Source organism: Candidatus Villigracilis saccharophilus, assembly GCF_016711665.1.
The window spans coordinates 20,481-41,473 of record NZ_JADJSO010000034.1; the positions used below are offsets into that span (position 1 = coordinate 20,481).

Consider the following 20,993-nt stretch of genomic DNA (forward strand, 5'->3'; position numbering starts at 1 on the left):
AAAAAGCACAGATTGAGTTATGTGGTTGCGGCTGGCGCCACCAAGAAATTTAGTTAATTAAGCCTCAACAGGATAATTGATTTCAGATAGCAATGCTTTGATCGCATCTTCGCTGGCAGGCATGTCAAAAGTTATTTCAACCTTTTTGGAGGCCTGGTCTGCTTTCACGGACTGAATGCCCTGCAAATCGCCCAACTCCGTCTCGATGGTGCGTGTGCAATGTCCGCAAGATATGGCGGGGACTAAATAAGTTACTGTGGTCATGTTTTTTCTCCTTTGGTTATATTTGAAAGCCATCAACATATAAATCTGCGCAAATTATACTTAGATTTCCATACATTCTACAATTTACATCCAGTCAATTTCATGTATCTATTAATTCAAGACGGGGTATATCCCTTATTCTTTACGGCGGTAACAATCTGCTCATAAGAAAGCTTCGCATCATCGTATTCGATCTCCATCTCAAGCCTGTGATAACTGGCATTGATCTCTTTGACGCCATCCAGAACATCTTCAAGGCTTTCGAGTTTCATGGCACAGGCGGAACAGGTCATATCCAAAATTTTAAAGGTTTTCTTTACTATCATTAGTACCTCTACAAGAATGTTATTGAAAAACGATCTGGCCGGTATACATACCCATCGAACATGTAAAGAAAATGGATGTCCCCTTAGCCTGGGCAGGAATGCTGACTTGCATGGTTCCAGTATCAGGCAGGAGTTGGTAAACGTTCAGGGACGGGATGACAAAATCACGCGCACATGAATATGTTTGATTTGTCACAAGATTCAGAGTCACTTCCGTATCAGCGGGTGCGCCAAGAGTTCCTGGAAAATATCCATCATTATTCACTTGGAGAAAAATATCGCCTCCAGTTGCAGCGGGTTGAGAGGATCCTGAAACAGGTGCAGAGTCGTCATTGGACGGTATCAGGTTTCGGGTCAGGTTTTGAAACGAGAGCGGTGAACCCAGCACATTGAGTCCGCTGTTAAGCGTCACAAATCCCAGGATCAAAACGACAATTGCAACAAATCTCATGAAGAATTTTTCAAGTTTTGCGCCCAGTTCAGTGGTCAAATATGCGATAACAAAAAACACCGGACTTGTGCCGAGTACAAAGGCGAACATCAAAGCGGCGCCCATTGAGACACTACCAGTCCCCAGCGCAGTGGCCATCATGGCTTGTGTAACTCCGCAGGGAATAAAGACCGTCAATGCGCCGAGAAAAAGCGGCGTGAATGTATCTGTTCCTTTGGCGGTACGGCGGATATAGCGAGTGATGAACTTGGGCGGTTCAACGGAGAAATATCTAAAGATGGGATGCATATTGAACATACGCAATGCGTTTCCGATCATGAAAATGCCGATGGCGATCATCAGCATGGCGCGCGTCATTGAACTGAGCGTGAGGTATGAACCAAGCCAGCCGAGCAGCGCGCCAAGCAAGGTATAAGCTATTAGTTTTGATATCAAAAAAAGAAAAATGGGGAAGGCGGAACTCGAACGCGAAGCTGTGCTTCCTTTTTTATGATGAACCGATCCATCGACATAATCCTGTTCGATCTGATGCGCGAGTGAACTCGCCAGTAAACCACCCTGTACGGCAAGGCAACTCAACCCGCCCGTAGTGATACCGGTGATGAACGCAACAACAAGCTGCCCCCACACACCTGAACTTGCATCAAAACTGAGAGATTGAGCATTCGGTTGTACGATCATTAAACCAAAGGCAACCGCAACCAACACAACACCGAGCACAACAATAATTACAGGATCAACAGTTTTTTTTTGTTTTTTGGTCATAATTCCTCAATTAATAAACAAGTTGGAATTTTGCTTTGCAGGCTACCCTACACCAATCTCTGCAAAACCCAATTTCCAATAAGCGGGATTTGCAAGGATTGGCGGAATATTATTCAGGTAAAAATATCAATTCTCTCTAGCGTTGACCGCCGTCCCAAACAACGAATGGCATATTAACGACAACACCAGGCTGGGCAATTGTTACCTGACCGGATTCCTGCGCTGCCATTATCTCGTCCACAGAAGTAAACATTACAGCCTTGGCTGGATCTACCCAGGTGACAACATTCAATCGGCGTAACGGGGTATAGCCCTCTGTGCCGGGAGGATTATCAAAGACATCCGCTTGAAAACCTAAAGGACCCATACCTGCCAAACCATTATCAAATACATACACGTTCGCAAGCGCTTCACCTGGCACCTGAGCGAGTGACGGAACATAAAGCACTGGAGATGTCATCATGTCTGAGAGTAATTTCGCAATATCAGGATCAGAGACTTCGGTATGCACAAAGAAAATCTCCTTGCCCTCGGCAAATGCCTTGCCAGCAGGCAATTCCACCTTGGCAGGCTCGTCTGCTTTCGGCGCACAACCCGTAATTACAGCAACCATCAACGAGGCAAGAACGAACTGCACGAGTTTATTGAGTTTCATTTTAAGGTTTCCTCTTGTTTATAAGCATGGAGTTACCCATGCGTGAAATCTAAATCTTCTGCCCGCGTAATCGCAAGCTATTGGTCACAACAAAGACGCTGCTGAACGCCATCGCACCAGCCGCAAGCATCGGGTTCAAATATCCGAGTGCGGCGGCGGGGATCAAGACCACATTGTAGAAAAACGCCCAGAACAAGTTTTGCTTTATCGTTGACACAGTCTTTCGGGAAAGTGAGATGGCACGCGCTACGCCGCGCAAGTCTCCGCTCATCAAGGTCACAGGCGCAGCGGCCATCGCCACATCCGTACCCGTGCCAATGGCGAGACCCACATCCGCTTGAGCAAGAGCGGGCGCATCGTTCACGCCGTCACCGACCATGGCAACTACATCAAAGATCAAATGTTTAATATCCTTTGATAATTTACCTTTGACAAGTCCTTGCAATTTTTTCACTTCGCTGGCTTTGCCTTCAGGCAAAACTTCTGCAAGCACTACATCGATATCAACCTGCTTTGCGATCGCTTCTGCGGTCTTTTGGTTATCTCCTGTAATCATCGCCACCTTCAATCCCATGCGATGAAGATCTGCAACCGCCTCCTTCGAGCTTTCTTTGATAGTATCCGCCACAGCAATGATTCCCGCTGTCTGACCATCAATCGCAACCAGCATCGCTGTTTTCGCTTCGGCCTGTAATCGTGCGACTTCGGACTCTAGATCCGCTAATTGGATGCCATGTGCCTGGAACATCCTCATATTTCCGACAATGACGCTTCTCCCTTCGACCTGGGCCTGCACGCCATGCCCCGCTTCGGCTTTAAAGCCAGTGGGTTCCACCAACTTCAACCCACGAGTCGTTGCCTCAGCCCAAATGGACTCGCCCAGCGGGTGTTCACTCCCCTTTTCAACAGAAGCGGCCAATCGCAGCAACTCATCCTGTTTCCAGTTTCCATTCACAACAATATCCGTGACAGCAGGCTGGCCCTTTGTGAGCGTACCGGTCTTATCCAACACCACTACAGCGATCTGCCCCGCGCGTTCCAATGCTTCACTAGTGCGGAAAAGAATGCCTGCCTCCGCGCCTTTTCCAGTGCCTACCATGACAGCGGTCGGGGTAGCCAATCCCATCGCACAAGGACAGGCGATTACCAACACAGCCACCATATGAATAAGCGCCCGCGTGAAATTGTCAGTATCCGCGTTAATAGCCAATTCAGGGCCGAAGAAGAACCATCCAGCGAATGTGAGCGCCGCGATTCCAATCACAATTGGGACAAACACAGCCGATACCTGGTCTGCCATCTTTTGGATAGGCGCTTTGCTTCCCTGCGCATCTTCCACTAATTTGATGATCTGCGCGAGAGCAGTTTCCTTACCGACTTTGGTTGCTTCGAATTTCAACATGCCCAATTTGTTCAATGTCGCGCCGATAAGCGGGTCGCCGGGCTTTTTCTCGACGGGCAGTGATTCGCCCGTCAGCATGGATTCGTCAATGGAACTGCGTCCTTCCATGACCACGCCGTCCACAGGGATCGTCTCACCCGGTCTGACCAAGACAATGTCACCAACACGAACATCATCGGCCGTCACCTCAATTTCAAGTCCATCACGAACGACACGCGCGGTTTTGGCGCGTAATCCCATTAATTTCTTGATCGCCTCAGAAGTGCGTCCCTTGGCGCGCGCCTCCAAAAATTTTCCAAGCTTGATCAGTGTGATAATGACCGCCGCAGTTTCATAATAAACATGTCCCATCAACCAGCCAAACGTGATCGGCAGGGAATAGAAAAACGCAGCGGACGACCCCATCACGATCAGCACATCCATGTTTGCAGACCTATTTCGTAAAGCCTTGAATGCGCCCACATAATATTGCCAGCCAACATAGAATTGAACGGGCAAAGCAAGTGCAAGCATCAGCCAGCCAAACCAGGGCTGCGCCTCACGCATTCCTTCCATCACATTCGTCGAATACACGAAAGCAGGAAGCAGGTTAAAATCTTTGCCCATGGATAGCAGGAAAAGCGGCACAGTGAAGATCAGGCCGATCATCAACAAGCGTCGTTGTTCATTGATCTCGTTTTCACGAGCATTGGCCTCAGCATCTTCCGCTTCACCGCCAAGTTCCAGCGCCTCAAAACCACTGGCAGCCACAGCACGGCGCAATTCTGCCTGCGTAATAATGGTAGGGACATACTTCACACGCGCTTTCTCAGAAGTGAAAGTCACCTGCGCTTCGAGAACACCTTCGAGTTTTGCAAGCGCTTTCTCAAGACGGCGAGCATCGTTATCATCGGAAAGACGTTTGATAACCAGATCAGCCTCACCTGTGGCCACACCGTAACCTGCGCGATTGACACGATCAATCACATCGGTCAGAGCAAGTTTAGCGGAGTCAAATTCCACACTAGCACGCTCGGAAGAAAGATTTACCACCGCGCTTTTCACACCGTCCATCTTCTTCAAATTGCGCTCAACTGTGGCTACACAGTTGGCACAAGTCATCCCTGTAATTGGTAAAGTTAATTGTTTTGAATCGCTCATTCGTATCCTTGAAAAATATTCGGACCTGATGGATTTTTGAAAACTGTCAGATCTCACTACCTATAAAGTGAGCAAACCCTCAGCAGGGTAATTAATTTCAGCGAGCAATGTCTTGATCGCATCTTCGGTCACCAGCGCATCAAAAGTGATCTCCACTTTCTTCGTATCAATGGCCACCTTCACAGATTGGACACCTTGTAAATCGCTCAATTCAGTTTCGATCGTATGAGTACAATGTCCACAAGAAATGGCGGGAATGGAATAAGTTACTGTAGTCATGATTTAATTTCTCCTTTACTGTACTTTTTCAATACGTAACACTAAACTTTCATGGACATTTCAAACACTTCGGTAATTTCTTTTAAGATACGTTCGCGTTCCTTTTTGTCACTTCCTTGAATCGCCGTGATAACGCAGGAATTCAAATGGTCTTCAAGGATTTTGGAACTAACCTTGTTGAGCGCAGCCTCAACAGCCTGGATCTGGCGGATCACATCGATACAATAGGTATCCTCCTCCACCATGCGGATCACTCCGCGCAGATGCCCTTCAACGGTCTTTAGTCTTCGGATCGTGCTATCGTTTTCCATATTTGCCTCTACTTTTCCTGATGTCGTGGCTTCCTATTACCCCCCCCCAGGGGGGACGGGATAGCCAAAATATAATTCAATTCACCGATAGCTGTCAAGGAAAAATGTCACTTATTTAGGGTGTAAAATCGTTTTATGAAGATTACATCAAAGGATCTTGCAAAAGTTATCGTCTTTCAGAACGCCACAGAAGATGACCTGCAGCTGATTCTCAAAAATAGCATTATTCGTTCGATCGAAGAGGGTGGTTTTTTCTTTTTTCAAGGAGATTTAGCGAATTATTTTTACATCCTCACCAGCGGACAAACTAAACTGATGCAATCGAATCCAAACGGACAGCAGGTCAACTTGCGGACGATCTATCCATGGCAGATGTTCGGCGCATTGGGAGCTGTCCGTAAAGAGGCTACCTACCCTGCCACTGCACAAGCGCTGGAAAATAGCTCGGCTTTGGCAATTGAAAGCAGCTTTCTACATAAAATGCTGGAAACCCGTCCACAAATCGTGTTCGACTTAATGACATTAATGACCACGTACATCCAGGAAATGCAGTCCCGCTATCGCGAACTCGCCACAGAACGAGTCGAACAGCGCGTGGCAAACGCCTTGCTGAGGTTGGCGGCACAAGTCGGTATCAGATCCGAAAAAGAAACCATCATCGAACTTTCCTTTTCGAGACAGGATGTAGCTGAAATGACAGGTACCACCCTTTACACAGTCAGCCGCCTGCTCAGTGACTGGGAGCGCAAAGGGGTCATAGAGACCGGCAGAGAACGAATAAGAATACTCAAACCACACGATCTGGTCAGAATTTCAGATGGAATTGAAAAATAGGACGGTAACCGTCCTATTTTTATTTGCGCTGGCGCAAAGACAAGCGGGGGGAACAAGGATATTCTATATCCATGATGAATGATGTTTTGGCAGTTCCAGATACTCGAGTTGAAGATTTGTTGAAATCCAATGCCACGGTGATCCGTTTTTTATTCACCAACAGACCGCCTGTGTAGGTTGTTACCTTGCAAAGTTTTGCACGCTTGAAGATGTCATTAATACATACAAGCTAAACGAACAATCTTTTCTGTCGGAACTTTCCAAAATCATCAGTCAAAAATCTTAATAAGGAGAAACAGATGAAATCGTTCACAAAATTCCTACTACTAGCACTTCTATTAGCGGCCTTTGTCACCGCTTGCGCAGGTTCAAATTCCAAAATTGCAGACAAGGAATATGTGTTGACCACTGAAATGAAAGATGGCAACATAATATTTCTAGGCGTCAGCGATGAGATCAACGGGAAGGAAAACCCCACTTTAACCGCCGCTCCCGGCGAAACAATTACCGTCACGCTTATCAATGGCGGAATGGGACAGCATGACATTACTTTCCCGTCAGTAAAAATAAGTACCGGGTTGGTAAAAGAAAAAGGTGAAGAGGCTTCCGTTACATTCACAGTACCGGAAACGCCCGTGCAATTGGAATATTATGACAGCATATCCAATCACGCAGATTTGGGGATGAGAGGAGTACTGGTTATTGGCGAATCAACATTTGGGCTTTCTGCCTTGGATCCTGATCAGGCTGAAGTATTCGCAGCCTTCGAAAAAGGCGCTTGCGCCTCCTGCCACACCATTCCCGGAATTCCCAACGCAAAGGGAGCAGTTGGTCCAAACCTTGGAACGGTAGTTTTTTCAGCACAGGAATATTTCAACAGTAAGAAATATACGGGCAGTGCAAAAACAACTGAAGAATTTATTAACGAATCGATCGTAAAACCTGGTGCTTTCATCGCACCCACCTGCCCCACAGGCGCATGTAGTGACGGAGTGATGCCCGCAACCCTGGCGCAAACACTAAACACAAACGAGATCGACTCAATCGTACAATACCTCAATGGATTACCAGCCGGCGCATATCCTGATGCTTCCGGCTCTGCCTCAAATCAACCAGTACCCACACAACTACCCACCACTGGTGCGGATATCGTTCGAGACCCAACCGACCTGCCTGCCCCTCTCGAAGCACGCGAACCAAAAACAGTGGTTATCAACCTGGAGGCTATAGAGGTGGAAGGTCAGCTCTCAGATGGGACCACCTACACATACTGGACATTCAATGGCGCAGTACCCGCGCCATTCTTCCGCGTGCGGCTTGGCGACACCATTGAAGTGCATATGAAGAACGCAACTAGCAGCATCATGAATCACTCTGTAGATTTTCACGCAGTTACGGGGCCGGGCGGAGGCGCTGGCATGACTCAAACTGAACCGGGCAAAGAAACCATGTTCTCAGCTAAAGCCATCAACCCCGGTCTCTTTGTGTACCATTGTGCCACTCCCATGGTCGCAAATCACATTTCAAATGGAATGTATGGTCTCATCCTGGTTGAACCTGAAGGCGGTTTGCCTCCGGTTGACCGTGAATTCTATGTAATGCAGGGTGAAATCTATACTGCGGGAAAATTTGGAGAGATGGGTTTTCAAGCCACTGACACCGAAAAACTTCTTAGCGAAAATCCCGAGTACTTTGTCTTCAATGGAGCTGTGGGTTCGATCACTGCTCAGAAGCCTTTGAAAGCCAACGTAGGCGAAATTGTTCGTATCTTCTTCGGTGTCGGCGGACCAAACTTCACCTCATCCTTCCATGTAATAGGCGAGATCTTTGACCGTGTATACGATCAAGCTTCCCTCACAGCCGCTCCTCTCACTGATGTACAAACCACACTCGTCCCGCCCGGCGGCGCGACCATGGTCGAATTCGGCCTGGAAGTCCCCGGTCGTTATATTCTGGTGGACCATGCGCTATCCCGCTTACAGCACGGGTTGGCCGGTTTCCTATATGCAGAAGGAAATGAAAATCCAGAGATATTCAACGGCACACCCATGCCGGGCAGCGGACATTAATATTCTTAGCTGTAGACAAAAGCCCTGTCGCTTTTGACAGGGCTTTTCCGTTATAATTTTGGCATGAAAAAAAGCACGCCTCGTTTCTTAAAGTTTTGCCTGATCCTGTTTCTATTGGCATCCTGCACCCCCAAGCCCTCAACACCCGACCCAGGCATACAGATCCGTCAAGCTGTAGCAGCTACACTGGCCGCACTTCCAACTGTCACGCCGGTCCCCCCACCTACATCCTATCCATCTCCAACGCCATTTAGTCTGACAGGCTTATTTTGCGAATATCAATTCTGTATCGGACATCCTGCTGACATGGCATTTTATGATGTCAGCGCACAACAAAACCCGTTGGCGCCGAGCAGTTACGGGCAGGGAATGATCGCTGCAATCAACAGTACACTCTTTATCCAGGTCATATGGCAAACAGCGCCAGGAACCGCTGACCCAAAATTCATGCTCGATCTAGTTCTCGAGGAAGTTGACCTCCCAGTTGGCAATTTGGACGTAAAACTCGTCCGTACCATGAACGTAATGTACACAGCCATTACATCTACAGCTACTACCATTTTGCCCTTTGGCGCCGCCGGCGCCTGGACTTGCGGCGACCGGGTCTTCGCGTGGAAAGTCTATTCACCACAAGATCAAACAACCGCTCCACTTTTTGAAGAAATGCTGGCAAGATTTACCTGTGGACAAAATTAAGAGATGATCACTCAATTGGATGATGGAATTATCATTCGGAATGCAGTGAAATCAGATGCTGCCTTATTCCGTGGACTACGCCTGGAAGCGCTGGAAAATCATCCGACCGCTTTTGGCTCAGACTATATTGAAAATACCCTCAAACCGGCAAAGTTTTGGGAGGAAAGATTATCATTTAATGAGGATGAGCAGGCTATGTTCTTTGCCGAACAAAACGGGCAATTGATCGGCATGGCGGGTATCTTCCGAAGTCTCTCAAAAAAGAACATGCATAGCGCGAATATTTTTGGAGTGTATGTCAGACCCAATTGGCGCGGACGTCGAATTTCGCAATTACTGGTCAAAACCTGCCTGGACTGGGCAAAATCGAAAAGCATAACCATCGTCAAGCTGGCTGTTGTTACAAGTAACCGTTCAGCCATCCTCAGCTACGAGCAATGCGGCTTTGTCATATACGGCAAAGAACCAAAAGCGCTGTTTGTTGACGGAATATATTATGACGAATATTTAATGTCAATTGATATACTGTAAATGGTTTTAAATGCATCAAATATAAAGAGGCAGAGAATGGAAAAAGAGAACCAACCGGTTGACCTATCAGACCCTACGATTGAAAAGGTAATTGAGGCGATAAAGAGAGGAAATAAGGTGGAAGCTCTTATTCAATATCGCAGCACACATAATGTGCTGCTTGCCGAAGCCATGGAAGAAGTGGAGAGAATAGCGGCTAAGCTTGGATCATAATAAATCTCATTACAGCCCCGTTCTTTTCGCCTCATTCCATAAAGCATCCATCTCTTCCAGGGTCATGTCCGACAAATTCCTGCCTTGTTTTTTTGCGCCATGTTCAACATAGGCAAAGCGCTTCTTGAATTTGATATTCGTTCCACGCAGTGCGGACTCGGCATCTACTTTGCGCCAGCGCGCAAGATTGACCAATACAAAGAACAGGTCACCCAATTCATCAGTCACTTCATCAAGGTTCTGCGCCTGTTTGATCTCTTCAATTTCTTCGCGGACCTTGTCCAGGACACCATCCACTTCAGGCCAGTCAAAACCGACACGCGCGGCGCGGGCCTGATATTCAAGAGCTTGAGTTAATGCAGGTAGTGCGGAAGCAACGCCATCCAGCAATCCTTTGTCTTCTTTCTTTTCCCCTCTTTCTTTTTCCTTCAACTTTTCCCAGTTTTGCAAAACTCCGTTCACGCCATCCAACTTCACATCCCCAAACACATGCGGATGACGGCGCACGATCTTATCGTAGATGCCTTTGACAACCCTGGTCATCGAAAACGAATCTGTTTCGCTGCCGATCTGGGCGTTCAATACGATCTGCAAAAGCAGGTCGCCGAATTCCTCGCTCATATCATCGGAGTCGTTTGCATCCATGGCTGTTAAGGTTTCATAAGCTTCTTCAAGCAGATGCGTCCGCAGGGATTGATGAGTCTGTTCCTTGTCCCACGGACAGCCGTCCGGTGCGCGTAAATGTGCAACAATCTCGGCAAATGATTCAAAGGATGTGCCTTCGCCCAACGATGGAATATAAAGATAAGTTGATCGTTGAAATTCAAAAGTCGAAGGTTGAAAGTCGTTCAACCTTTCGCCCTTTGAATTTTGCCCTGCGACCCAATTCACCTCGTGCTCCTTTGGATAGACTGTCAGCAAAACTTTTATTATCTGCAAAGCCAATTCAACAGAATCGACTCCCGTAAGCAGGACGGGCATATCGGGCGGGAAGGGAGGAACATGCGCGGATGCAAGAGTCTGCGCTTCGAGCAGGGTCAACTTCGAGGGCGGCATGAGGCGCAGCGTCTCAAATGTAGAAGCAATAAGTGAAAGATCCATGACCGTATCCTTTAAAGCAAAACGTAATGCGTGCACAAAAATGTATCACGCATTACGTGGTAACGCTCCAACGTGTAAACGTCTTAACGCTTGGTGTAAGTAGGAGCCTTGCGGGCCTTCTTGAGGCCTGGTTTCTTGCGTTCCTTGACACGGGCGTCACGGGTGAGCAAGCCTTTTTTGCGCAGTGCGGAAGTCCAATCCGCGTTGATGAGCTGGAGAGCGCGGGCAATGCCGAGGCGGACCGATTCGGTCTGGCCGGTGGTACCGCCGCCATTGACCAAAACGCTCACATCGTACTTCGCCGCTTCCTGACCCACTGCGCTGAATGGGCGCATGATGTCTTCGAAGTCGCCCATGCGTGTAAAGAAAGCAGCAAAATCCTTCTCATTCACAGTGTACTTACCGGTGCCGGTCGTCAGGCGCACGCGAGCGGTGCTTTCCTTGCGGCGGCCAATGCCTTCATAATATTGAGCCATAATCACTTACCTCTTTATTCCGAAACTTTCGGGGTTTGAACCTGGTGCGGATGATTGGGACCAGCATAGATCTTCAAATGCTTGAGCGTGGCGCGTCCCATGCGGTTGTGCGGGAGCATGCCCCACACGGCATCGCGCAAGGCGCGATCAGGATGCTGGGCAAGTTGATCTTTCAAGGAGACGCTCTTTAAGCCGCCCGGATAACCGGAGTGACTATAGTAGATCTTGCTTTCCAGCTTGCTGTTGGTTCGGGTGCCGGTCACAGCCACTTTTTCTGTGTTCACCACCACTACAAAATCTCCCATTTGCACGCCAGGCGTGAAGGAGGGTTTGTGTTTGCCAAGCAGGATGTGCGCAATGCGCGCAGCAAGTCGTCCAAGAATCTGCCCTTCGGCATCGATGACAACCCAGTCGCGCGTAATTTCAGCAGCCTTCGGATAATATGTTTTCTGTTGCACTTTTGTCACTCCGTTTAATAATCTTATTCACGTGATCCATACGTTACTTCAACCAGTGTCAGCCCGTGTGCGGGAGCCAGCCCGGCGAGAAGCGTTCCCTGCTTTGATAAAGCATGTTGGATCTTCTCCAACGAACTTCTCTTTTGGGCGACCGCCACCTGCACAAAAACCAACCGTCTTACCATTCGATACAAGAACGCATCAGCCCTGACTTCGAACTGCCACTCACCATCCGGCATTCTCTTCCATTCGGATTTTTTCACCGTGCGCACAGTCGTACCTTTCGGGGTCGTCCGTGAACCAAAAGCGGCAAAATCATGTGTGCCGAGAAAGATACTCGCGTTCTGCATGAGGGCGTCTTCATCTACAGCGGGCCAGGTGCGCCACAAGTATTTCTGTCTGAGCGGATCGCGGATGGGTTCAAAAAACACCCTGTAACGATATTCACGCGCTGTCGCATCGAACCGCGGATGAAATTCCGCCGCAACCGGGAACAGATCCCTTACGGCCAGATCAGGCGGAAGCTCGGTATTGAGCGCCCAAAGCAACTTAGCTGCTGTGTGCGTCCAATCAAGATCGAACGCCGCAACCTGCCCTGTTGCATGAACTCCCGTATCCGTCCGCCCGGCCATAAGAACAACCCGGTCAGCCCAGCCCAGTTTGCGAAGCGCTCTTTCCAACTCGCCCTGCACTGTGCGGGAGTTCGCCTGTCGCTGACTTCCGGTAAAACCGGTGCCGTCGTAGGCAAGGATCACTTGGTAACGTGCCATTGCATAGCGACTCGAGTCGCTGTTACAAACTACTCTTCAACCAATTCAAGAAGTACCATCTCAGCCGCATCACCGTGACGCGGGCCAAGTTTTAACACACGGGTGTACCCACCAGGGCGTGTCGCAAAGCGGGGTGCAATTTCATCAAACAAGCGCTTGATGAGTTTATTATCACCCAATTTTGAAATCGCCAGGCGGCGCGCATTAAGCTTTTCCACGTCCGTTCCATTTGCGCTGTTTCGGGCAAGTGTAATCAAGCGTTCAGCATCACCGCGGATTGCGGCAGCCTTAGCCTTCGTGGTCTGAATACGCTCATGCGTAAAAAACTGTTTGATCAGGTTGCGCCGAAGGGCAATGCGTGCGCCCTTTCTGCGTCCTAATGTATAACCTGCTACTGAATGTCGCATCTCTAACTCTCCGAGGATGTATCGTCTTTCATAAAGCCCTTCTCACGCATCTTGTCGCGAAGTTCATCTAAACTCTTCTCGCCAAAATTGCGGATGGACATGACCGCGGTCTCGCCTTTTTCAAGCAGGTCGAGCACATCACCAACATTGGTAATGCCCGTGCGCTTCAAGGAATTGAAGACGCGCACCGAAAGGTCAAGGGCTTCCACCGGCGTTTCCGCCAGTTCACTGCTCAAACGGCTTCCCGAAGATTCGCGTTCCACAGCCACAGCCAGCATTTCTTCATTGATACCTGCCACATAACGCAGGTGGTCGATGAGGATACGGGCCGAGGAACTGAGTGCGCGTTCCGGAGAAATGGTACCGTCTGTCCAGATCTCTAAAATCAATTTATCGTAATTTGTGCTCTGACCTACGCGGGCAGAAGCAACTTCCCAATTGACACGCTTGACCGGGCTGTAGATCGCGTCCACTGGAAGTTCTCCAATGGGCATGTGTCCGGCGCGTTCATTGGAAGGAGAATAACCGCGGCCACGTTCGACCACGAATTCAATATCATGCTTTGTCTTGGCCCCGTCCACAGTAAAGAGATATGTGTCAGGATTGACGATCTCAATCTCGGCCGGAGTGATGATATCCGCCGCAGTGACCGTTCCTTCGCCGCGTACTTCAAGCTGCATCCGAGCGCTATCCACGCCATCCATTTTGATGCGGATCTGTTTGACCTGCAACATGACCTGGATGACATCCTCGCGCACACCTGGAATGTCAGAGAACTCGTGCAAGACATCCGCGATGCGAATCGAGGTAATAGCAGTACCCTCCAGAGAAGAAAGCAGGACGCGGCGAAGAGCATTGCCTAACGTCACGCCGTAGCCACCCTCTAGCGGGCTAATTGTGAATTTGCCATAGTTTCGAGCTTCGGCTTCGCGCTCGATTTTTGGCATAACCATGTTCGTGAGAATACCCGTCACGATTCACCTGTCCCTTTTGATAATGCGCCGGGTCTGGAACCAGATTTCTTGGTCCGACCCGATACGCAATTGGAGGATTAGCGTCTGGAGTAGTATTCGACGATCAATTGTTCGTCGAGACTTCCGTCAATTTCAGTACGTTCCGGCATACGAGCCACTGAACCAGCCATGGCGGCCACATTGCGGCTCAACCAGCTTGGAGAAGTTCGCTTTTCAGTGTATGCTCCCAAGTCTTTGAAATAGGTCAACTTATTGGAGCCTTCGCGCACGCTGACAACATCACCTTCACCAAGAAGCGTGGAAGGAACATCGTTACGGCGGCCATTCACAGTGAAATGACCATGGGCAACCAACAAACGAGCCTGTGAGCGGCTGGATGCAAACCCGAGTCGGAACACCACATTGTCGAGGCGGGACTCAAGGATCTGAAGCAGATTCAAACCTGTAAGCCCGCGGCGGGTAATGGCGGTATCGTAATAGCGGCGGAACTGACGTTCCATCACGCCATAAATACGGCGGGCTTTCTGCTTGGCACGCAACTGGCGGGCAAAGTCGGAGGCACGTCCTGTGCCCATCCCCTTACCCTTACCACCGCCCTTGCCTGCGGTGCGGCCATGTTGACCGGGAGCGAAGTCGCGCTTTTCAAAAGAGCATTTGGGGGTAAAACAACGTTCGCCCTTAAGGAAAAGTTTCTCGCCTTCGCGGCGGCATAATTTACAAACTGGACTTAAATTTTTAGCCATATAGTCACAACCTCATCTATTACACGCGTCGCTTTTTCGGAGGACGGCAGCCATTATGCGGTACCGGGGTGATATCCGAAATCGAGCGAACTCTCAAGCCCATGGCTTGAACAGCACGAATTGCATTCTCGCGACCCGGGCCAGGGCCTTTGACAAAAAGCTCCACATCCTGCAGACCCAATTGTTGGGCAGCCTTGAGAGCCTGTTCAGCTGCTAGACGGGCGGCAAAAGGCGTGCTTTTGCGTGAGCCTTTGAAACCAGCGGAACCAGCAGAACCCCAGGAAATTGTGTTGCCTTCGGTGTCTGTAACAGTCACAATGGTGTTATTAAAGGAAGCAAAAATATGCACCTGTCCTGAGGACAGGGTACGCTTCCCTTTTTTTGCGCCCGATGGGCGGCGGGTGGAACGAACACTCTGAGCCATTTTTAATTTACCTTTCGGACAGGATTACTTCTTACCGCCCTTACGACGACCACGACCGGCAACCGTTTTCTTGGTGCCTTTGCGAACACGCGCATTTGTCTTAGTGCGCTGGCCACGTACAGGGAGGTTACGACGATGACGTAAACCACGATAAGAGCCGATTTCGATCAGGCGCTTAATGTTTAATTGAACTTCGCGGCGCAAATCACCTTCAACTTTGAAGTTTTTGGAAATATATTCACGAATTGCGGCAGTTTCCGCTTCGCTTAAGTCTTTGATGCGCGTATCAGGATTAACTTTGGTATGAGCCAAAATCTTCTGCGCACGGGTTGGTCCAATACCAAAAAGGTAAGTCAGGCCAACTTCTACCCGTTTATTGCGGGGGAGATCAACACCTTCAATTCTCGCCATAGGTCACCACACTACCCCTGTCTCTGTTTATGTTTTGGATTTTCGCAAATGATAAAAATTACTCCCTTGCGCCTAATAATACGGCACTTGGCACAACGTTTGCGAATGGAGGGCGATACTTTCATTAATCATTCTCCTTACTTGCGGCTTGTCTCTTGACAGCCAAAGGTCTAATTATACTTACAATTTTTCAATCTGTCTATATTTTCAACAGTTATTCGCAGGTTCGTTCACAAGACAGTCAGGAGGAGAGGATCTCCTTCGGTGACGGCGATCGTATGTTCAAAATGCGCCGTCAATGAACCATCTGCAGAAACAACCGTCCATTTATCTGGCAGGACGCGCGTTTCGTGCGTCCCGATCAACACCATCGGTTCCAAAGCAATTGTTACGCCTGGTCGGAGAAGAAAGCCGCTTCCTGCGATACCAATGTTGGGTACCTGCGGACCTTCGTGCATTTTCCTTCCGACACCGTGCCCCGTATACTCACGAGTCACATGGAAACCATGGCTTTCTACAAAATTCTGTATCGCTGCCGAAACATCACCTGTGCGTTTGCCTTTGCGCATGTTTTCAATTCCAGCAAATAACGCGCCCTCAGTGACTTCAAGCAGTTTCGTTGCCTCGGGAGAAATCTGCCCCACTCCGGCAGTGAATGCGGAGTCTGCGACGAAACCATTGTGGAATGTGCCACAATCTATCGAAACGATATCCCCTTCCTTCAACTTGCGTTTCGGGTGAGGGATTCCGTGCACCATCTCATCATTGATACAGACTGTGATGGATGCAGGGAATGGCGGATTGCCATATCCTTTGAACGGCGATACACATCCGTGTGACTTCAGCACTTCCTCAGCAGCCGCGTTGAGGTCAGCTGTTGTCACACCGGGTTGTAAACGTTCTCTTACTGCGGCCAGAACGGTTGCATTGATGTGCCCTGCTTCACGCATGATCTTGAGATCAGCAGGGCTTTTTACATTGATCTGGCGTTCCCAACTCATTTGATAAAACCTACTTTTCAACAAAGCCTTTTGAGCTTTGCATACTCACAAAAATTAATTATTTACTGCCAAGCATAGGTCTCTTGAAACCTGCTCCACAGCCTGAGCACCATTGATCTCAACCAATTTACCGGTTTTACGGTAGTATTCAACAAGAGGGATGGTTTGCTCAAGATAAACGCGAATTCGTATTGTCACAGTTTCGACTTTGTCATCTTCGCGTTGATACAACTCAGAACCATCAATGTCACAAATACCATCCGCTTTTGGCGGATTAAACATTTGATGGAAAATATGACCATTTGACCTGCACGTCCAGCGCCCGCTGATACGTCCAACAACAATCGACTCAGGAGCTGTAATGTATGGAACTACATTCACCTGCCCGTTGAATTCGGCAAGCATTTTCTCGAGCGCATCTGCCTGTACCGGGGTCCGCGGAAATCCGTCGAGGATCGCGCCAGGTTTACAGTCCGGACGACTGAGGCGTTCCCGTATCATATCTATGGTCACATCATCCGGCACCAACTCACCTTTGTCTATAAACAATTTGGCGTGTTTGCCGAGTTCCGTTTGATTTTTAATGTTCTCGCGAAAAAGATCTCCAGAAGAAATATGGGCCAGATTTTTCGCTTGTGCCAATATCTTAGCCTGCGTACCTTTACCAACACCGGGCGGGCCGAGCAAGACGATAAAGATCGCCATAAGACTCTCCTTAGCGTACTAGAAGTGAATCTTGATACCCATGTAATTTTAATTCTGCGTCAATGTTCATGAAGGTGTCACGTACAACACCGACCACAATCAACAGACCTGAAGATGAAACCAGGAATAAACCGGTTTGGGAACTGGCAGCTCCCATGTTGAATAAAGTTAGCAACAGCCCGAGCAGAAATGGCATGATCGCGACAACGCCAAGAAACAACGCGCCGGGCAGGGTGATACGGCGCTGGACGGTACTCAAATACTTTTGGGTGGGCGGTCCGGTGTGAACACCAGGGACGGTCGCACCGACCTTCTTTAGATTTTCGCCATAGTTCTGCTGATCGAACAGCACAGAAGTATAGAAGAAAGTAAAGACTACAACCATAAAGAAGTACAAAGTCCAGTAGCCCCAATTGCTGGTGCCTGTTCCGCCAAAGAAATTCTGCACACTTGTAAAGAATGCCGCAACGCCCGCATTCGTGCTGCTTGTAAAATAGCTGGCAAGAATGGTCGGGAATTGCAGGATGGCGCTTGCAAAGATCAACGGGATCATACCGGAAAGGTTTACCATCAGAGGCAGAGTGCCTTTCACAGGCATGGACATTCGATTACCCATACGGCGGCCTGGGTACATGACTGGCACGTTACGACGTCCCTGCTGCACAAATACAATTGCGAACACGGTTAGCACAATGATCACAACCGTGAAGAGCAGCATGAACACACGCGTATCAGCATCAGACATTAATGACGCCAGATTTGAGGGCATTTGCGAAACAATTCCCGCAAAAATGATCAGGGAAAGACCCTGGCCGCGAATACCGTATTCTGAAATCAATTCACCCAGCCAAATGGCAAACATCGTACCAGCGGTCATCGCCAGAAGAACGGTTACCGAGTTCAGCCATTGATCCGCTGTAAAGCCAAATGCGAGGATGGGCTGCTGCAAAGCTTGAATGGACAAGGAATTAAAAATATTGATCTGACCAATTGCAGAGAGTGCAGCCATCGGCACGGCAAGATAATAAGTCCATTTTTCCTGCCAGCGACGCGCTTCCCGTGGATCCTCTTCCATCCTGCGCTGTAGCGCGGGAATGATCGGGATCAATAACTGTAAAATGATCTGCGCTGTGATGTACGGATATACACCCATTGATAACAATGAGAAATTAGAAACCGTTCCACCGGAAAGCAGATCAAGAAAATCAAGGAAGTTTCCGCTGCCAGATGCTGAAGCACGAAACTGGGCAAGAACGGCAAAGTCTACGCCGGGAGCGGGAATATTCGCTACAAGACGATACAATGCCAGAATGGCGAATGTGACGATCAATTTGCGGCGAATATCTTCCGATTTCCAAAGGTAGCGCCAGCCTGAAAAAGTACTCTTCATGCAAAGTATCCTTTTATTAAGGGTTAGGCGATCAACTCAACCGTGCCGCCAGCCTTTTCGATCTTGGCTTTGGCGCCCGCGCTTACGCGATGAACGCGCACTTTGAGGGCAATGGTCACCTCGCCGCGGCCAAGAACAACTGTCGGGTTGCGTAAGTCGCGCAGGAGATGCGCTTCATTCAGGGCTTCCGGGGTGACTTCCGCGTCAGCTTTAAACGATTGTGAAAGCTGATCGAGATTCACTTCATTATAGAAGACCTGATTAGGCGGGGTGAATCCTTCACCACGGATGAACGGTAAACGGCGGAAGAAAGGCAGGTTGCCGCCCTGGCGATATGCGTGACCGCCTTCGCCTGAACGTGCGCCCGCGCCTTTGGTACCACGACCGGCAGTTTTACCCTGCCCTGCCGAGATGCCACGTCCAACGCGTTTTCGATTCTTTTTTGACCCAGCATTGGGTACGAGATCGTGAAGTTTCATAATATTAAACCTACTCTTCGATCTTGAGCAAATGGATGATCTTGTTCAACATACCGCGCAAAGCGGGTGTATCCTTGTGCTCAACAGTTTGATGTAAACGGCGCAATCCAAGCGCCTTTACTGTAGCTTTTTGATCCTTGGGAAAACCAATATCGCTTTTTACCCAGGTGACGCGTATTGTCTTGCCGGTAGTTTCCTGCTTAGGCATGTTGCTTTCTCCGTTCCCAGAAGGGCAATAACTCTTCCGCGCGTTTGCCGCGGCGAGCCGCTTCAACAGCCGGTGAACGTAGTCCATCCAGAGCGCCAAAGGTTGCCATTACCACATTAAGCACATTCGCGCTTCCCATGGATTTGGTGAGGATATCACGCACGCCAGCGACTTCCAAAACAGCGCGCACGCCGCCTGCCGCAATAACGCCGGTTCCAGCAGAGGCAGGCTTGAGGAAGACTCTCGCACCAGCAACCTTACCCAAAGACTCATGAGGAATGGTTGTGCTGGAAAGATTGACTACCCGCAAATCTTTGCGCGCCCGCTCGGAAGCTTTGCGCATCGCGTCAGGCACGGCATTCGCCTTCCCAACGCCCATGCCGATCGTTCCGTTCTTGTCACCAACGACAACGGTCACGCGGAATCTGAAGCGACGCCCGCCTTTGACCACTTTTGAAACGCGGGCGATCTCAATGACACGCTCTTCAAAACCGTCCTGCACCTCAAACTGCTGTTGTTTTTCAAATTTCTTTTCTGCCATATCTTTCTCCAGTAACGCAGTAACGACTTAGGCCGCCACTACAACTTCTAGAATTGCAAGCCGCCTTCGCGCGCACCATCGGCCAAGGCCTTGACACGCCCGACATAACGGAAGCCGCCACGATCGAACACAACAGTCGAGATTCCTTTGGATTTGGCGCGTTCAGCAACTGCCTGACCAATGGCTTTCGCCTGTTCGATTTTCTTCAGACCCTTCATCTTCTCGCGCAGTTCCTTGTCAATCGTCGAAGCGGAGATAAGGGTATTACCCTCCATATCATCGATGATCTGAGCGTAGATTCCGGTCAGGCTCTTATATACATTCAAACGCGGACGGTTTGTTGTACCAGAGACATGTTTGCGCACACGGATGTGGCGACGTTCACGAGCAATAGAACGAGTTTTCTTAGCCATGGGTTACTTGGCTCCTTTTCCGGCCTTGCCAGCCTTGCGGCGAATCTTTTCGCCTCGATAACGTATACCCTTGCCATGGTAGGGCTCAGGTGGACGTACCTTACGAATGTTCGCAGCGATCTGGCCGACCAGCTCTTTGTCGAAGCCCAACACCTTAATCGAGCGGGTCTTCGCATCTGTTTCAAACGAGACACCCGCCGGGGGTTCCATCTTGACCGGGTGTGAATAACCAACAAATAATGCAAGGTTCTTTCCGTCCATTTCAGCGCGGTAGCCCACGCCTTCCACTTCCAGAACCACTTCAAAACCCTTGCTGACACCGTGGATCATATTCGCAAGCACCGCACGGGTAGTGCCATGCATCGCGCGATCCGCGGGGTTTTCCGAATTGCGGGTGAAACTCAACTGATTATTCTCCAGGGTAATTCCAATCGAACTGGAAAACAATCGTTTCATTTCGCCTTTCGGACCTTTTACACTGACGTCAGAACCATTCAGGTTCACCTGCACGCCATTGGGAATATCTATAGGTAAACGACCAATGCGGGACACGATA

The 20,993-nt window shown here is 49.2% G+C and carries 30 protein-coding genes; 5 read left to right on the top strand and 25 right to left on the bottom strand.

The features are described 5' to 3' along the window. Positions 1 to 57 precede the first annotated feature (57 nt). From IPL17_RS11765 to IPL17_RS11795, 7 genes are all read right to left on the bottom strand, one after another. Positions 58 to 264, bottom strand: a complete 207-nt coding sequence (locus tag IPL17_RS11765) for a heavy-metal-associated domain-containing protein (RefSeq protein ID WP_345307283.1) — start codon at positions 262 to 264, stop codon at positions 58 to 60. A gap of 116 nt (positions 265 to 380) precedes the next feature. Then, the gene (locus IPL17_RS11770) at positions 381 to 590 is read right to left on the bottom strand and encodes a cation transporter (protein WP_345307284.1); all 210 of its coding nucleotides are present in this window, start codon (positions 588 to 590) and stop codon (positions 381 to 383) included. Positions 591 to 609: 19 nt separating this feature from the next. After that, positions 610 to 1,806, bottom strand: a complete 1,197-nt coding sequence (locus IPL17_RS11775; protein ID WP_345307285.1) for a sulfite exporter TauE/SafE family protein — start codon at positions 1,804 to 1,806, stop codon at positions 610 to 612. Between the two features lie 136 nt (positions 1,807 to 1,942). Continuing rightward, the gene (locus tag IPL17_RS11780; RefSeq protein WP_345307286.1) at positions 1,943 to 2,461 is read right to left on the bottom strand and encodes a hypothetical protein; all 519 of its coding nucleotides are present in this window, start codon (positions 2,459 to 2,461) and stop codon (positions 1,943 to 1,945) included. A gap of 49 nt (positions 2,462 to 2,510) precedes the next feature. After that, positions 2,511 to 5,003, bottom strand: a complete 2,493-nt coding sequence (locus IPL17_RS11785) for a heavy metal translocating P-type ATPase (protein ID WP_345307287.1) — start codon at positions 5,001 to 5,003, stop codon at positions 2,511 to 2,513. A gap of 60 nt (positions 5,004 to 5,063) precedes the next feature. Continuing rightward, entirely contained in the window at positions 5,064 to 5,282 is a 219-nt protein-coding gene (locus IPL17_RS11790; protein ID WP_345307288.1) for a heavy-metal-associated domain-containing protein, read from the bottom strand. Between the two features lie 41 nt (positions 5,283 to 5,323). Further along, entirely contained in the window at positions 5,324 to 5,593 is a 270-nt protein-coding gene (locus IPL17_RS11795; protein ID WP_345307289.1) for a metal-sensitive transcriptional regulator, read from the bottom strand. 135 nt (positions 5,594 to 5,728) lie between these two features. On the opposite strand from IPL17_RS11795, the gene IPL17_RS11800 reads away from it, so the two are divergent. From IPL17_RS11800 to IPL17_RS11820, 5 genes are all read left to right on the top strand, one after another. Beyond that, the gene (locus tag IPL17_RS11800) at positions 5,729 to 6,427 is read left to right on the top strand and encodes a Crp/Fnr family transcriptional regulator (RefSeq protein WP_345307290.1); all 699 of its coding nucleotides are present in this window, start codon (positions 5,729 to 5,731) and stop codon (positions 6,425 to 6,427) included. A gap of 299 nt (positions 6,428 to 6,726) precedes the next feature. Then, the gene (gene nirK, locus IPL17_RS11805; protein WP_345307291.1) at positions 6,727 to 8,496 is read left to right on the top strand and encodes a copper-containing nitrite reductase; all 1,770 of its coding nucleotides are present in this window, start codon (positions 6,727 to 6,729) and stop codon (positions 8,494 to 8,496) included. Between the two features lie 63 nt (positions 8,497 to 8,559). After that, positions 8,560 to 9,192 (top strand): hypothetical protein, encoded by a 633-nt coding sequence (locus IPL17_RS11810; protein ID WP_345307292.1) that lies wholly within the window; start codon positions 8,560 to 8,562, stop codon positions 9,190 to 9,192. Positions 9,193 to 9,195: 3 nt separating this feature from the next. Then, entirely contained in the window at positions 9,196 to 9,723 is a 528-nt protein-coding gene (locus IPL17_RS11815) for a GNAT family N-acetyltransferase (protein WP_345307293.1), read from the top strand. A 36-nt stretch (positions 9,724 to 9,759) separates the two neighbouring features. Next, positions 9,760 to 9,936, top strand: coding sequence for a hypothetical protein (locus IPL17_RS11820; protein WP_345307294.1), 177 nt, complete (start codon positions 9,760 to 9,762; stop codon positions 9,934 to 9,936). 9 nt (positions 9,937 to 9,945) lie between these two features. Here IPL17_RS11820 and mazG read toward each other — a convergent pair whose 3' ends face one another. From mazG to rplF, 18 genes are all read right to left on the bottom strand, one after another. Further along, a complete protein-coding gene (mazG, locus tag IPL17_RS11825; protein WP_345307295.1) occupies positions 9,946 to 11,037 on the bottom strand; it encodes a nucleoside triphosphate pyrophosphohydrolase in 1,092 nt (363 codons plus the stop codon). Between the two features lie 83 nt (positions 11,038 to 11,120). Then, positions 11,121 to 11,513: a 30S ribosomal protein S9 gene (gene rpsI / locus IPL17_RS11830; RefSeq protein ID WP_345307296.1), complete on the bottom strand. Its 393-nt coding sequence runs from the start codon at positions 11,511 to 11,513 to the stop codon at positions 11,121 to 11,123. 14 nt (positions 11,514 to 11,527) lie between these two features. Then, complete coding sequence (gene rplM, locus IPL17_RS11835; protein WP_345307297.1) at positions 11,528 to 11,971, bottom strand: 50S ribosomal protein L13; 444 nt, start codon at positions 11,969 to 11,971, stop codon at positions 11,528 to 11,530. A gap of 23 nt (positions 11,972 to 11,994) precedes the next feature. Continuing rightward, complete coding sequence (truA, locus tag IPL17_RS11840) at positions 11,995 to 12,741, bottom strand: tRNA pseudouridine(38-40) synthase TruA (protein WP_345307298.1); 747 nt, start codon at positions 12,739 to 12,741, stop codon at positions 11,995 to 11,997. Between the two features lie 29 nt (positions 12,742 to 12,770). Then, positions 12,771 to 13,148 (bottom strand): 50S ribosomal protein L17, encoded by a 378-nt coding sequence (gene rplQ, locus IPL17_RS11845; protein WP_345307299.1) that lies wholly within the window; start codon positions 13,146 to 13,148, stop codon positions 12,771 to 12,773. 2 nt (positions 13,149 to 13,150) lie between these two features. Then, the gene (locus IPL17_RS11850) at positions 13,151 to 14,122 is read right to left on the bottom strand and encodes a DNA-directed RNA polymerase subunit alpha (protein ID WP_345307300.1); all 972 of its coding nucleotides are present in this window, start codon (positions 14,120 to 14,122) and stop codon (positions 13,151 to 13,153) included. A 77-nt stretch (positions 14,123 to 14,199) separates the two neighbouring features. Next, positions 14,200 to 14,865, bottom strand: coding sequence for a 30S ribosomal protein S4 (gene rpsD, locus IPL17_RS11855; RefSeq protein WP_345307301.1), 666 nt, complete (start codon positions 14,863 to 14,865; stop codon positions 14,200 to 14,202). Positions 14,866 to 14,884: 19 nt separating this feature from the next. Next, positions 14,885 to 15,289, bottom strand: coding sequence for a 30S ribosomal protein S11 (gene rpsK, locus IPL17_RS11860; RefSeq protein WP_345307302.1), 405 nt, complete (start codon positions 15,287 to 15,289; stop codon positions 14,885 to 14,887). A 24-nt stretch (positions 15,290 to 15,313) separates the two neighbouring features. Further along, a complete protein-coding gene (rpsM, locus tag IPL17_RS11865; RefSeq protein WP_345307303.1) occupies positions 15,314 to 15,700 on the bottom strand; it encodes a 30S ribosomal protein S13 in 387 nt (128 codons plus the stop codon). A gap of 11 nt (positions 15,701 to 15,711) precedes the next feature. Next, positions 15,712 to 15,825 carry a 50S ribosomal protein L36 gene (rpmJ, locus tag IPL17_RS11870; protein WP_345296911.1) on the bottom strand — a complete coding sequence of 38 codons (114 nt, stop codon included), beginning with the start codon at positions 15,823 to 15,825 and terminating at the stop codon, positions 15,712 to 15,714. A gap of 105 nt (positions 15,826 to 15,930) precedes the next feature. Further along, a complete protein-coding gene (gene map, locus IPL17_RS11875; protein ID WP_345307304.1) occupies positions 15,931 to 16,701 on the bottom strand; it encodes a type I methionyl aminopeptidase in 771 nt (256 codons plus the stop codon). Positions 16,702 to 16,755: 54 nt separating this feature from the next. Beyond that, positions 16,756 to 17,406, bottom strand: a complete 651-nt coding sequence (locus IPL17_RS11880; RefSeq protein WP_345307305.1) for an adenylate kinase — start codon at positions 17,404 to 17,406, stop codon at positions 16,756 to 16,758. 10 nt (positions 17,407 to 17,416) lie between these two features. After that, complete coding sequence (secY, locus tag IPL17_RS11885; protein ID WP_345307306.1) at positions 17,417 to 18,796, bottom strand: preprotein translocase subunit SecY; 1,380 nt, start codon at positions 18,794 to 18,796, stop codon at positions 17,417 to 17,419. Positions 18,797 to 18,819: 23 nt separating this feature from the next. Then, positions 18,820 to 19,275 carry a 50S ribosomal protein L15 gene (rplO, locus tag IPL17_RS11890; RefSeq protein WP_345307307.1) on the bottom strand — a complete coding sequence of 152 codons (456 nt, stop codon included), beginning with the start codon at positions 19,273 to 19,275 and terminating at the stop codon, positions 18,820 to 18,822. A 10-nt stretch (positions 19,276 to 19,285) separates the two neighbouring features. Then, on the bottom strand, positions 19,286 to 19,483 hold the full coding sequence (gene rpmD, locus IPL17_RS11895; protein WP_345307308.1) for a 50S ribosomal protein L30: 198 nt from the start codon (positions 19,481 to 19,483) through the stop codon (positions 19,286 to 19,288). Further along, on the bottom strand, positions 19,476 to 20,024 hold the full coding sequence (gene rpsE / locus IPL17_RS11900) for a 30S ribosomal protein S5 (protein ID WP_345307309.1): 549 nt from the start codon (positions 20,022 to 20,024) through the stop codon (positions 19,476 to 19,478). The genes rpmD and rpsE overlap by 8 nt, the downstream gene beginning before the upstream one ends. 47 nt (positions 20,025 to 20,071) lie before the next feature. Next, a complete protein-coding gene (gene rplR / locus IPL17_RS11905) occupies positions 20,072 to 20,437 on the bottom strand; it encodes a 50S ribosomal protein L18 (protein ID WP_345307310.1) in 366 nt (121 codons plus the stop codon). A gap of 3 nt (positions 20,438 to 20,440) precedes the next feature. Next, the gene (gene rplF / locus IPL17_RS11910) at positions 20,441 to 20,989 is read right to left on the bottom strand and encodes a 50S ribosomal protein L6 (RefSeq protein ID WP_345307311.1); all 549 of its coding nucleotides are present in this window, start codon (positions 20,987 to 20,989) and stop codon (positions 20,441 to 20,443) included. Between the last annotated feature and the right edge of the window lie 4 nt (positions 20,990 to 20,993).